The organism is Escherichia sp. WS1152, from assembly GCF_046487665.1.
GTDB classification, from domain to species: domain Bacteria; phylum Pseudomonadota; class Gammaproteobacteria; order Enterobacterales; family Enterobacteriaceae; genus Escherichia; species Escherichia coli.
Map to the genome: position 1 here is coordinate 136,066 of NZ_JBJQJA010000006.1, position 11,839 is coordinate 147,904.

At 55.8% G+C, this 11,839-nt stretch carries 14 protein-coding genes; 5 read left to right on the top strand and 9 right to left on the bottom strand.

Going from position 1 to position 11,839, the window contains the following annotated elements; genetic code table 11:
* Nucleotides 1-77 precede the first annotated feature (77 nt).
* The 9 genes from hycI to hycA all read right to left on the bottom strand — a co-directional run bounded on the left by hycI (nucleotide 78) and on the right by hycA (nucleotide 7,940).
* Nucleotides 78-548: a hydrogenase maturation peptidase HycI gene (gene hycI / locus ACJHW7_RS11840; RefSeq protein ID WP_000132961.1), complete on the bottom strand. Its 471-nt coding sequence runs from the start codon at nucleotides 546-548 to the stop codon at nucleotides 78-80.
* Nucleotides 541-951 carry a formate hydrogenlyase assembly protein HycH gene (gene hycH, locus ACJHW7_RS11845; RefSeq protein ID WP_021557126.1) on the bottom strand — a complete coding sequence of 137 codons (411 nt, stop codon included), beginning with the start codon at nucleotides 949-951 and terminating at the stop codon, nucleotides 541-543. Before hycH ends, hycI begins: the two co-directional genes overlap by 8 nt.
* The gene (gene hycG, locus ACJHW7_RS11850; protein ID WP_021557127.1) at nucleotides 948-1,715 is read right to left on the bottom strand and encodes a formate hydrogenlyase subunit HycG; all 768 of its coding nucleotides are present in this window, start codon (nucleotides 1,713-1,715) and stop codon (nucleotides 948-950) included. Before hycG ends, hycH begins: the two co-directional genes overlap by 4 nt.
* Nucleotides 1,715-2,257 carry a formate hydrogenlyase subunit HycF gene (gene hycF, locus ACJHW7_RS11855; RefSeq protein ID WP_000493785.1) on the bottom strand — a complete coding sequence of 181 codons (543 nt, stop codon included), beginning with the start codon at nucleotides 2,255-2,257 and terminating at the stop codon, nucleotides 1,715-1,717. Before hycF ends, hycG begins: the two co-directional genes overlap by 1 nt.
* Nucleotides 2,258-2,266: 9 nt before the next feature.
* Entirely contained in the window at nucleotides 2,267-3,976 is a 1,710-nt protein-coding gene (gene hycE, locus ACJHW7_RS11860) for a formate hydrogenlyase subunit HycE (RefSeq protein WP_001288134.1), read from the bottom strand.
* Between the two features lie 17 nt (nucleotides 3,977-3,993).
* Nucleotides 3,994-4,917 (bottom strand): formate hydrogenlyase subunit HycD, encoded by a 924-nt coding sequence (hycD, locus tag ACJHW7_RS11865; protein ID WP_000115224.1) that lies wholly within the window; start codon nucleotides 4,915-4,917, stop codon nucleotides 3,994-3,996.
* Between the two features lie 2 nt (nucleotides 4,918-4,919).
* Nucleotides 4,920-6,746 (bottom strand): formate hydrogenlyase subunit 3, encoded by a 1,827-nt coding sequence (gene hycC / locus ACJHW7_RS11870; RefSeq protein WP_001590570.1) that lies wholly within the window; start codon nucleotides 6,744-6,746, stop codon nucleotides 4,920-4,922.
* Nucleotides 6,743-7,354, bottom strand: a complete 612-nt coding sequence (gene hycB, locus ACJHW7_RS11875; protein WP_001079186.1) for a formate hydrogenlyase subunit HycB — start codon at nucleotides 7,352-7,354, stop codon at nucleotides 6,743-6,745. Before hycB ends, hycC begins: the two co-directional genes overlap by 4 nt.
* A 124-nt stretch (nucleotides 7,355-7,478) precedes the next feature.
* Entirely contained in the window at nucleotides 7,479-7,940 is a 462-nt protein-coding gene (hycA, locus tag ACJHW7_RS11880) for a formate hydrogenlyase regulator HycA (protein WP_000158061.1), read from the bottom strand.
* 211 nt (nucleotides 7,941-8,151) lie between these two features.
* Between hycA and hypA the strand changes: the two genes are divergently transcribed.
* Genes hypA through hypE form a run of 5 tightly spaced genes read left to right on the top strand, consistent with a single transcriptional unit; the run spans nucleotide 8,152 to nucleotide 11,769 of the window.
* On the top strand, nucleotides 8,152-8,502 hold the full coding sequence (gene hypA / locus ACJHW7_RS11885) for a hydrogenase maturation nickel metallochaperone HypA (RefSeq protein WP_001299100.1): 351 nt from the start codon (nucleotides 8,152-8,154) through the stop codon (nucleotides 8,500-8,502).
* A 3-nt stretch (nucleotides 8,503-8,505) separates the two neighbouring features.
* Nucleotides 8,506-9,378, top strand: a complete 873-nt coding sequence (gene hypB / locus ACJHW7_RS11890; protein ID WP_000337665.1) for a hydrogenase nickel incorporation protein HypB — start codon at nucleotides 8,506-8,508, stop codon at nucleotides 9,376-9,378.
* Nucleotides 9,369-9,641, top strand: coding sequence for a hydrogenase 3 maturation protein HypC (hypC, locus tag ACJHW7_RS11895; protein ID WP_000334881.1), 273 nt, complete (start codon nucleotides 9,369-9,371; stop codon nucleotides 9,639-9,641). Before hypB ends, hypC begins: the two co-directional genes overlap by 10 nt.
* Nucleotides 9,641-10,762, top strand: coding sequence for a hydrogenase formation protein HypD (gene hypD / locus ACJHW7_RS11900; protein ID WP_001212982.1), 1,122 nt, complete (start codon nucleotides 9,641-9,643; stop codon nucleotides 10,760-10,762). The genes hypC and hypD overlap by 1 nt, the downstream gene beginning before the upstream one ends.
* Nucleotides 10,759-11,769, top strand: coding sequence for a hydrogenase maturation carbamoyl dehydratase HypE (gene hypE / locus ACJHW7_RS11905; RefSeq protein WP_001059931.1), 1,011 nt, complete (start codon nucleotides 10,759-10,761; stop codon nucleotides 11,767-11,769). The genes hypD and hypE overlap by 4 nt, the downstream gene beginning before the upstream one ends.
* Nucleotides 11,770-11,839 lie beyond the last annotated feature (70 nt).

Consider the following 11,839-nt stretch of genomic DNA (forward strand, 5'->3'; position numbering starts at 1 on the left):
TCGGGCAATTTAGCATTTGGCATCAGAGCTGGTTCACCCCATCAAGAACATCCCTGTCCTGATTCCTTATTGAAAAACTACTCTTCTTCCACCGCTAACTGCGCGAAGCCGCCGTTCCCTTCCCAGCCTTCCAGCCGTTGATAAACGGTTTCTACCGCATCTTTAATCGGCTGGGTCATCGGGTAGTAAAAGCCGACGATATCCGGCTGGATGCCGAGGAAAATCACTTCGCCAATGTCTTCTTTCAACTGATCGATAAGGTAGTTCAACGGCATGTTATGGGTAGTCATCATAAACATCTCGGCGATATCATCCGGGTCGATGATGCGGATTTCGCCGGGGTTTAGCCCCATATCCGTGGCATCGACAATCAGCAGTCGTGTAGGGCGCAGTTCACGGATGGCGACGATGTCGTTTTCCGGTGCACTACCGCCATCAATCACCACCCAGTTACCTTTCGGCGCGGCGGCGCACTTTTCCGCCAGCAGCGGACCTGCGCCATCATCGCCCATCATGCTATTGCCAACACAGAGTAAAACGTCAGTCACGCAGTCTCCTCACCATCAAATAGATGGCGTTTTCCTGATGAATATCATGCAGCATACTTAACAGCATTGTACTCCATTCCTGCTGCTGCGAAGTTTGCGCTGCCCGGGCTTTATCGAATGCATTGGCCAGCATCGGCACATGGTTAATGTCGATGACGATCTCACCGTACTTCGGTACGCCTTCCATTTTGCGGCGGGCTTCGCTGCCCGCCTCCAGAGTGGCAATCCATGCCAGATAGTCATCCCATGGGCAGGTGAGCGCCGCTTCCAGGCAATCGATAACCCCAAGGTGGTGACCAATCGCCAGGCTGTAATAGACCACCTGCTGCGCCTCGGCGGGCGTGGCATCGTTCTCATCAATAAATTTACGGCTCAGTTGACTGAACACCACCTTTTCACTCATCGGATACGCGCCTCTTCAACAACATGATTCAGATGGCTGACAATCTCGTTCAGACGCGGATCGTTTTCCGCTTCCAGCCAGCGTGCAACCTGTTCTTCGCCCTGCCCTAACTGTGTCAGGAAGTCATCGGCAATCTGGCGACCGTAACGATAACCTGCCAGGCGGCGTGCTTCGCGATCCACTTTCACACGCAGCGGCTGCACCATATCGCCATGCAGGATCTCCGCCGGTTGTTCATCCTGCTCACCCGGGCCACGGGCGTGAATTTTCTGCTCCAGCAGGCCGAGCGCCATTGCAAAGCCGTACAGCGTGGCGGCAGGCGTTGGCGGGCACCCCGGAATGTAGACATCCACCGGGACGATTTTATCCGTACCGCCCCACACGCAGTAGAGATCGTGGAAGATCCCGCCGCTGTTACCGCAGGCACCGTAGGAGATACAAATTTTCGGGTCCGGCGTGGACTGCCACGCACGCAGCGCAGGGGATCGCATTGCACGGGTGACCGCGCCGGTAAACAGTAAAATATCCGCATGACGCGGTGAAGGAACGACTTTAATGCCGAAGCGTTCTGCATCAAACAGCGGCGAAAGCGTGGCGAAAATTTCGATTTCGCAGCCGTTGCAGCCGCCGCAGTCCACGCGGTAAACGTAGGCAGAGCGTTTGATTTTTTTCAGTAACGACGCCTTCATACTGGCGATGGATTCATCCACCGTCATCGGGACCGGAATGCCGTTGGCGTCACGGGGGCCTAATAAATTGCTCATCAGATGGCCTCTTTCATATGGCGAGTCAGTTCAATACGGTCGGACGGCACCAGGCATTTCTGGCGCTTACATTCCGGGCAAGTCTCAAAGCTTTCGCGGTGGTTTTCCGCGCGGCTGTCGCCGTTGTGCTTAAGCAGCGCAATGGCGTAGTCGATCTCTTTCTGAACGGCGAAAGGACGATTGCAGACGCGACAGTTGCACAGCGCGAAGCGAGACTGTTGCAGGAAGTCTTCTTTCTTCCACACCGCCAGTTCGTACTCTTGCGACAGTTTGATCGCCGCCGTCGGGCAAACTTCTTCGCAGCGTCCACAGAAGATGCAGCGCCCGAGATTAAACTCCCACGCAAGCTCTCCTGTGGCGAGGTCAGTTTCAACCGTTAAGGCGTTTGACGGGCAGGCATTGACGCAGGCCGCGCAGCCGATGCACTGCTGCGGGTTCTGCTCTGGCTTACCACGGAAGTTTTTATCAACCGCAATCGGCTCCAGCGGATAAGACGAGGTCGCCGTGCCGGTTTTGATGACTTTTTTGATAAAGGTAAACATGGCGATTCCTTATTTCAGCGGCGAGTTTTTACGCTCAATGCTGTAGCGCTCGAGTTCTTTGTACGGCACCACTTTGCTCTTCTTCTTACGTACATCGACTACGGTCATGCGGTCGGTACAGGAGTAGCACGGGTCCAGGCTACCGATAATCAGCGGCGCATCGGAAACGGTATTGCCACGCAGCATGTAGCGCAGGGTCGGCCAGTTCGCGTAGGTCGCGGCACGGCAGCGCCAGCGGTACAGCTTCTGGTTGTCGCCGGTCATGCTCCAGTGGATATCATCGCCGCGCGGCGCTTCGGCAAAGCCCAGCGCGAAACGGTGTGGAATGTAAGTAAAGCCTTCCACCATCAGTGGGCCACCCGGCAGGTTATCCAGACCGTAGTCGATCATGTTCAGCGCGGTATAGACTTCGTTGATACGCACTTTCAGACGGGAAATAACGTCGCAGCCCTGCTCGCTGTGGACTTCCATTGGCAGCAGGCCATAGCCGACAAATGGGTGATCGGCGCGGGTATCGCGGGCGTGACCGCTGGCGCGGACCATCGGGCCAACGTTACTGAAGTCGCGAGCGATTTCCGGGTCCAGACGACCAATGCCGACAGTGCGCTGTTCCATGTTCGGCGTACTCAGCAGCACATCCACCAGCTCCTGCACTTCACGACGCATCTGTTGCGCCAGTTGACGGGTCTGGATCATGTCATCTTTCAGCAGATCGCGACGAATCCCGCCGATCAGGTTCAGGCCGTAGGTTTTACGCGCACCGGTAAGGATCTCTGCCATTTTCATGGAGGTTTCACGCACGCGGAAGAACTGCATAAAGCCGGAGTCGAAGCCGGTAAAGTGGCAGGCGAGGCCGAGGTTGAGCAGATGCGAGTGCAGGCGTTCTACCTCCAGCAGAATGGCGCGGATCATCTGCGCGCGTTCTGGTACCTGGATACCCATCGCGTTTTCCACCGACGTGGTGTAGGCGGTGCTGTGGGCAAAGCCGCAGATCCCGCACACACGGTCAGAGAGGAAGGTCACTTCGTTGTAACCCATGCGGGTTTCTGCCAGTTTTTCCATACCGCGATGGACATAGAACAGACGGTAGTCGGCGTCGATAATGTTTTCGCCATCGACGAACAGACGGAAGTGACCCGGTTCGTCAGAAGTGACGTGCAGCGGACCAATCGGCACGACATTGTTTTTCTTGTCGCCCAGTTCGTTGATGAACTCGTAGGTTTCAGCATCGGTGGTCGGTGCCGGACGTTGACGATAATCCATGCTGTCTTTACGCAGCGGATAAAGTTCATCCGGCCAGTCATCCGGCAGCACCAGACGGCGTTCATCCGGCAGCCCTACCGGAATCAAACCGTACATATCGCGCACTTCACGCTCGCCCCATACCGCCGCCGGAACGCGCGGTGTCACGGACGGATATTCCGGTTTGTTGGCGTCAACTTCGACGCGTACCGTTACCCAGCACTTAGTACCCTTCTCCATCGACAGCACGTAGTAAACGGCGTAATGACCATTCAGTTTGCGTTCGTCGTTACCAAACAGCACCGACAGCCAGCCACCCTGTTTGTAGTAAAGAAACTCCACCACTTCCGGCAGGTAGTTCACCTTTACGGTGACAGTCAGCTGATCTTTGGTCTGCCAGGCGTGGTCCAGCACGACGCCCGGAAATGCCTCATTCAGCGCGGCGAGATAATGTTGACCTAATTTTTCTTCAGACATGCTCAAACTCTCTTTAATCACGCCGCCAGCAAGGAGACGAACGCTAAAAATGCAAAGCCAAACCCAGCCCAGGTAATGCGCGGAGTAATATCAAGACGCAGACGGGCCATGCTGTTTTCGAACAGCGCGATAACCAGGACGCCGACCACCAGTTTGACGATGGCAATCACCAGCGCCAGCAGCAGCCCACCGGCGGTGAAGGTTTCCATCTGTCCCCACGGGATAAATACGCCGACGAACATCTGCAGCACCACCAGCTGTTTCAGGCTGATACCCCATTTCATGACGCCAAAGCCGCTGCCGCTATACTCAGAGAGCGGACCTTCCTGCAACTCCTGCTCGGCTTCCGCCAGGTCGAACGGCAGTTTGCCCATTTCGATAAAAGTGGCGAACGCACAGGCACAAAGCGCCAGCACCAGCGGGATGCTCTGGCTCAGCGGCCAGTGATAAACGGTGTCGGTGATGTTGCTGATGTTGGTGGAACCGGCAACCTGTGCGGCAACCCACAGACCAAGCAGCAGCATCGGTTCGACCAGCACGCCAAGCATCGCTTCACGGCTCGCGCCGATAGCAGTAAACGGGCTACCGGTATCCAGACCGGAAATGGCAAAGAAGAAACGCGCGATGGCAAAGAGATACAGTAAGGTGATCAAATCACCCAGTTGCGGCAGCGGAGAACCAACGGTCACCACCGGCAGCGCAGTAGCGATAGTCAGCATGACGCCCACCATCACATACGGCGTCAGGCGGAACACCCAGCCGGAGGCATCCGGGCCAACGCTCTGGCGACCCAGCAGTTTGATAATGTCGCGATACTCCTGCAACACGCCCGGCCCGCGACGGTTATGCAAGCGGGCGCGCGCCACGCGGGTAATACCGGAGAGCAGCGGCGCAACGGCAAATAACACCAGCGCCTGAATTAACGGATATAAAACACTCATTCTCAGGCTCCTCGTGAAACAATAATCACCACCAGTACCGCCAGTTCAACCAGCGCCATCCGGCGGAACAGCAACGCACTGCCTTCGCATTGCCAGCCCGGCACCAGCGACACCGGATTCAGCCATTTGCGCAGTTTCAGCACCGGCGCAAACGCCTGTTTCACCGGCATGGCAAAACCGTGAGCGGTAATCACCATTGATTTTTCGTGGTCGTAGCCGCACACCCAGGCCGCGCCGCGGGAACGCGATGGCAAACGATCGCCTTTGCAAATCGCCATAATGATGAATGGCAGCAGCGGGCAGGCAATCAGCAGCAACGTGATCATCGGTTGAGAAACGGTGGTGTTAGCAGGCTCCAGCGGCAGAGGTACAGCAGCAGAGAGCATCGGCAGTAGCCACGGCGCAGCAACACCGCCAATTACGCAGCAAATCGCCAGTGCCACTACGCTTACGCTCATCAGGAGCGGTGCACAGGTGGCGTTTTCGGCTTCTTTGGTACGCGGCGCGCCGAGGAACGTGACGCCATAGACTTTCGCCATACACATCACCGCCAGCGCACCGGTAATTGCCAGACCCACAGCGAGCAGCGGCCCCAGCAGACGGGCAACAAACGCGCCACTATTGCTCAGTTTGAAGAAGGATTGATAGATAACCCATTCCCCGGCAAAACCGTTCAGCGGCGGCAGTGCAGCCATTGCCATCAGCCCGACTAACATAGCGATGGAGATAACCGGCATTTTCTTGCCAATACCACCGAGTTTTTCGATATCGCGATGACCGGTACGGAACCAGACGCTCCCCGCCCCGAGGAACAGTACGCTTTTGAACAGGCTATGGTTAAGCAGATGGTACAGACCACCGACCAGGCCAAGAGCAATCAGCGCCGGTTGTTCGAGCGCGATACCCGTTACGCCAGCGCCCAGCCCCAGCAGGATAATGCCGATATTTTCCAGGGTGTGGTAAGCCAGTAGACGCTGGATATTATGTTCCATCAACGCATACAGACCGCCGACAAACGCGGTGATCATACCGAGCACCAGCAGCGCGATCCCCCACCACAGCGGTGCATTACCGCCCAGCAGTGACAGGGTTAAAATGCCCAGCAGGCCAATTTTCATGACTACCGTAGAAAACAACGCGGCAGCTGGCGCAGAGGCGTTAGCATGTGCCTGCGGCACCCAGCCGTGCAGCGGAATAATCCCGGCCAGCAGGCCAAAGCCAATCACACCGAGCAGCCAGATATCGGAACCGAGCGGCAGCTGTTGCATACGCATATCCAGCAGGCGCAGATCCAGCGTGCCATAACGCTGCCACAGCAGCCAGCAAGCAATCACCAGCAGCAGAGTGCCAAGACGCCCCAGCGCAAACCACAGTTTGCCCTCTTTGCTGTTGCTGGTAAGGAACACCGCACACAAGGCCATGACTTCAGCCATTACCACGAACATGCCGAGGTTGCTGGCGATGACGGCGCAGACGGCGGCAGCCATCAACATATTGATCTGCAAGCCGTTGCACTTCACCTGCGCGTGGCGATGCCAGTCAATGTTGTAGAGGCTGACAAACAGACCGCACAGACCGAGCGTAATCAGCCAAATCGCGTTAAGCGGAGAGATTTGCACATCGTAGCTTACCAGCGACAGCGCACCGCTCACGCCAACCGCGCCAGTCAGTACAGTGAAGCCCGCGGCTGCCGTATACAGACTACCAACCGCGCCGCCAATTCCGGCTATCCAGCCGCTTAGCGCCTTTTGAAAAGAAAAGAGAAATGCCAGAACAGCGGCGGCGACAAACCACGCCACGCCGCTATTGATCAGGGAAATTGCGCTCATTTAGCCTCTCCACTTTGAGCCTGCTGAAACAAGGTGAGATCGCCAAAGTCCGTGTTAAAGGTCAGCTCACGCTTACGTTTGCTGACGCGGGCGATATCGGTGTTATCCACCAGATGCAGGGCTTTAGTCGGGCACATCCGCACGCAGGCCGGACCTTGTTCATCAAAGCTACAAAGGTCACATTTGACGGCGATCGCGCGAATACCTGGCACCCAGTCAAGCAATGTGCTGACACGCGCCGGAGCAGGCGGTGCCGGTGGCGCTTTCGGGGTATTGGCGTTTGCCGGAATATCCAGCGGACGGCTGCCGGAAAATTCGATTGCGCCAAACGGGCAGGCGATGCCGCACAGTTTGCAGCTTACGCACAGGCTTTCATTCAACTGCACGGCCCCATCAACGCGGGTGATGGCGTTAACCGGGCAGACCACCGCGCAGGGTGCATCTTCACAGTGGTGACAGAGCTGCGGCGCAGATTCTTTTTCATTTAGCATCACTCTCAGGCGCGGCATTGATTGCAGGCCGTGCTGGCGATGCGTCTCTGAACAGGCGGCCTCACAGGTGTGGCAGCCGATACAGAGCGTGGAGTCAGCAATTACAAAACGATTCACCAGGCATTCCTCAGGTGATTGTCATTTTTGACGAAAACATGCCGATGAAATGTCATTTTCGACACTCATCGACACGCCCATCCCCAAACAGGCGTAACGCCTGCAAAACGGGCAAAGCCTCAGCTCATGCTGCCGGGCTTTGTCCCTTTACCAGTTGGCTTAAATTCACCGGCACATTGTTTTCAATAGCGGTGTATAAGCTGTCGTAAACGCCAGCGATTTTTTCGAGATAGTGTTCCAGAACCTGTTCGCGATCGCGGATGTTGACCTTGCCATCAATCATGCCGTCAATGCTCAGTTGCGCCTGCGCAATCCGCTGTTTGTCTTCGCCCTCTTTTGTTTCGACGTAATACTCGATGGTGTGGCTGTTAAAGCCATCCGCCAGGGTGACGTAAATACGAAAATGTTCAAAAAGGACGAAACAGAGTTCTTTGTCCGGCGCGCAGCTCATGGCGTGATGCAGGCGCGCTTTCGATAACGTGATCCCCTGAACCAGCGAATTGCAGTAGATGTGCCACTGGTCCTGTAGGCGACGATGCCGCTGTGCGATGTAATCGGCTTTCTCGCTTATTTCCCAAATAGTCATTGTCAGGTTACCCGTTTAACAGAGATGCCAGCTTTAAGCATTTTCTGTGCCAACTTTTAATTCATTGTTATTAAAACGATTTTTAAGCTAAAGATGAATTTCGTCGCCGTGTCGACGTGTCATTTCGACATCATCGACATTATTCACCGCAGGGATAATCAATACTGGCACAATTATTGCTTGTAGCTGGCCATAGTTAATGGGAGGCGATATGCACGAAATAACCCTCTGCCAACGGGCACTGGAATTGATCGAACAGCAGGCCGCAAAACACGGCGCAAAACGCGTAACTGGGGTCTGGCTCAAAATTGGCGCATTTTCTTGTGTCGAAACCAGCTCTCTTGCCTTTTGTTTTGATCTGGTTTGCCGCGGCAGCGTGGCGGAAGGTTGTAAACTGCACCTCGAAGAACAAGAGGCCGAATGCTGGTGTGAAACATGCCAACAGTATGTGACGCTACTGACCCAGCGCGTCCGCCGCTGTCCACAGTGTCATGGTGACATGCTACAGATTGTGGCAGACGACGGTTTACAGATTCGGCGGATAGAAATAGACCAGGAGTGAGCGATGTGTACAACATGCGGTTGCGGTGAAGGCAACCTGTATATCGAGGGTGATGAACATAACCCTCATTCCGCGTTTCGTAGCGCGCCATTTGCCCCGGCGGCACGCCCGAAGATGAAAATCACCGGCATTAAAGCGCCTGAATTTACCCCCAGCCAGACTGAAGAAGGCGACCTGCATTACGGTCATGGCGAAGCGGGCACTCACGCACCGGGCATGAGCCAGCGCCGGATGCTGGAAGTCGAAATTGACGTGCTGGACAAAAACAACCGTCTGGCTGAACGCAACCGCGCGCGCTTTGCTGCCCGCAAGCAACTGGTGCTCAACCTGGTTTCCAGCCCTGGTTCCGGTAAAACCACCCTGCTGACGGAAACCTTAATGCGCCTGAAAGACAGCGTTCCGTGCGCGGTTATTGAAGGTGACCAGCAAACCGTGAACGATGCCGCACGCATTCGCGCTACCGGCACACCAGCGATTCAGGTGAATACCGGTAAAGGCTGCCATCTTGACGCACAGATGATTGCTGACGCCGCACCGCGCCTGCCACTGGACGATAACGGTATTCTGTTTATCGAAAACGTTGGCAACCTCGTATGCCCGGCGAGCTTCGATCTCGGTGAAAAACACAAAGTGGCGGTGCTTTCCGTTACCGAAGGTGAAGACAAACCGCTGAAATATCCGCATATGTTTGCCGCCGCCTCGCTGATGCTGCTCAACAAAGTTGACCTGTTGCCGTATCTCAACTTTGACGTTGAGAAGTGCATCGCCTGCGCCCGCGAAGTCAATCCAGAAATTGAAATCATCCTTATTTCCGCCACCAGCGGCGAAGGGATGGACCAGTGGCTGAACTGGCTGGAGACACAGCGATGTGCATAGGCGTTCCCGGCCAGATCCGCACCATTGACGGCAACCAGGCGAAAGTCGACGTCTGCGGCATTCAGCGCGATGTCGATTTAACGTTAGTCGGCAGCTGCGATGAAAACGGTCAGCCGCGCGTGGGCCAGTGGGTACTGGTACACGTTGGCTTTGCCATGAGCGTAATTAATGAAGCCGAAGCACGCGACACTCTCGACGCCTTACAAAACATGTTTGACGTTGAGCCGGATGTCGGCGCGCTGTTGTATGGCGAGGAAAAATAATGCGTTTTGTTGATGAATATCGCGCGCCGGAACAGGTGATGCAGTTAATTGAGCATCTGCGCGAACGTGCTTCACATCTCTCTTACACCGCCGAACGCCCTCTGCGGATTATGGAAGTGTGCGGTGGTCATACCCACGCCATTTTTAAATTCGGCCTCGACCAGTTACTGCCGGAAAACGTTGAGTTTATCCACGGTCCGGGTTGCCCGGTGTGCGTACTGCCGATGGGCAGAATCGACACCTGCGTGGAGATTGCCAGCCATCCGGAAGTCATCTTCTGTACCTTTGGCGACGCCATGCGCGTGCCGGGGAAACAGGGATCGCTGTTGCAGGCAAAAGCACGCGGTGCCGATGTGCGCATCGTCTATTCGCCGATGGATGCGTTGAAACTGGCGCAGGAGAATCCAACCCGCAAAGTGGTGTTCTTCGGCTTAGGTTTTGAAACCACCATGCCGACCACCGCTATCACTCTGCAACAGGCGAAAGCGCGTGATGTGCAGAATTTTTACTTCTTCTGCCAGCACATTACGCTTATCCCGACGCTTCGCAGTTTGCTGGAACAGCCGGATAACGGTATCGACGCGTTCCTCGCGCCGGGCCACGTTAGTATGGTTATCGGCACTGATGCCTATAATTTTATCGCCAGCGATTTTCATCGTCCGCTGGTGGTCGCTGGTTTCGAACCCCTTGATCTACTGCAAGGCGTGGTGATGCTGGTGGAGCAGAAAATAGCGGCCCACAGCAAGGTAGAGAATCAGTATCGTCGGGTGGTACCGGATGCCGGTAACCTGCTGGCGCAACAGGCGATTGCCGATGTGTTCTGTGTCAACGGCGACAGCGAATGGCGCGGCTTAGGCGTGATTGAATCTTCTGGCGTGCACCTGACGCCGGATTATCAACGATTCGATGCCGAAGCACATTTCCGCCCGGCACCGCAGCAGGTCTGCGATGACCCGCGCGCGCGTTGTGGCGAAGTCTTGACGGGCAAATGTAAGCCGCATCAATGCCCGCTGTTTGGTAACACCTGTAATCCTCAAACCGCGTTTGGTGCGCTGATGGTTTCCTCCGAAGGAGCGTGCGCCGCGTGGTATCAGTATCGTCAGCAGGAGAGTGAAGCGTGAATAATATCCAACTCGCCCACGGCAGCGGCGGCCAGGCGATGCAGCAATTAATCAACAGCCTGTTTATGGAAGCCTTTGCCAACCCGTGGCTGGCAGAGCAGGAAGATCAGGCACGTCTTGATCTGGCGCAGCTGGTAGCGGAAGGCGACCGTCTGGCGTTCTCCACCGACAGTTACGTTATTGACCCGCTGTTCTTCCCTGGCGGTAATATCGGCAAGCTGGCGATTTGCGGCACCGCCAATGACGTTGCGGTCAGTGGCGCTATTCCGCGCTATCTCTCCTGTGGCTTTATCCTCGAAGAAGGATTGCCGATGGAGACACTGAAAGCCGTAGTGACCAGCATGGCAGAAACCGCCCGCACGGCAGGCATTGCCATCGTTACTGGCGATACTAAAGTGGTGCAGCGCGGCGCGGCAGATAAACTGTTTATCAACACCGCGGGCATGGGCGCAATTCCGGCGAATATTCACTGGGGCGCACAGACGCTAACCGCAGGCGATGTATTGCTGGTGAGCGGTACACTCGGCGACCACGGGGCGACTATCCTTAACCTGCGTGAGCAGCTGGGGCTGGATGGCGAACTGGTCAGCGACTGCGCGGTGCTGACGCCGCTTATTCAGACGCTGCGTGACATTCCCGGCGTGAAAGCGCTGCGTGATGCCACCCGTGGTGGTGTAAACGCGGTGGTTCATGAGTTCGCGGCAGCCTGCGGTTGCGGTATTGAAATTTCTGAATCAGCGCTGCCGGTTAAACCTGCCGTGCGCGGCGTTTGCGAATTGCTGGGACTGGACGCCCTGAACTTTGCCAACGAAGGCAAACTGGTGATCGCCGTTGAACGCAACGCGGCAGAGCAAGTGCTGGCAGCGTTACATTCCCATCCACTGGGGAAAGACGCGGCGCTGATTGGTGAAGTGGTGGAACGTAAAGGTGTTCGTCTTGCCGGTCTATATGGCGTGAAACGAACCCTCGATTTACCACACGCCGAACCGCTTCCGCGTATATGCTAATAAAATTCTAAATCTCCTATAGTTAGTCAATGACCTTTTGCACCGCTTTGCGGTGCTTTCCTGGAAGAAC

Bases quoted from the DNA above. Each gene is read 5' to 3' on its own strand.
- hycC (WP_001590570.1), bottom strand. From the start codon at position 6,746: ATGAGCGCAATTTCCCTGATCAATAGCGGCGTGGCGTGGTTTGTCGCC.
- hycF (WP_000493785.1), bottom strand. From the start codon at position 2,257: ATGTTTACCTTTATCAAAAAAGTCATCAAAACCGGCACGGCGACCTCG.
- hypA (WP_001299100.1), top strand. From the start codon at position 8,152: ATGCACGAAATAACCCTCTGCCAACGGGCACTGGAATTGATCGAACAG.
- hycA (WP_000158061.1), bottom strand. From the start codon at position 7,940: ATGACTATTTGGGAAATAAGCGAGAAAGCCGATTACATCGCACAGCGG.
- hycD (WP_000115224.1), bottom strand. From the start codon at position 4,917: ATGAGTGTTTTATATCCGTTAATTCAGGCGCTGGTGTTATTTGCCGTT.
- hypB (WP_000337665.1), top strand. From the start codon at position 8,506: ATGTGTACAACATGCGGTTGCGGTGAAGGCAACCTGTATATCGAGGGT.
- hycG (WP_021557127.1), bottom strand. From the start codon at position 1,715: ATGAGCAATTTATTAGGCCCCCGTGACGCCAACGGCATTCCGGTCCCG.
- hycH (WP_021557126.1), bottom strand. From the start codon at position 951: ATGAGTGAAAAGGTGGTGTTCAGTCAACTGAGCCGTAAATTTATTGAT.
- hypD (WP_001212982.1), top strand. From the start codon at position 9,641: ATGCGTTTTGTTGATGAATATCGCGCGCCGGAACAGGTGATGCAGTTA.
- hypC (WP_000334881.1), top strand. From the start codon at position 9,369: ATGTGCATAGGCGTTCCCGGCCAGATCCGCACCATTGACGGCAACCAG.
- hycE (WP_001288134.1), bottom strand. From the start codon at position 3,976: ATGTCTGAAGAAAAATTAGGTCAACATTATCTCGCCGCGCTGAATGAG.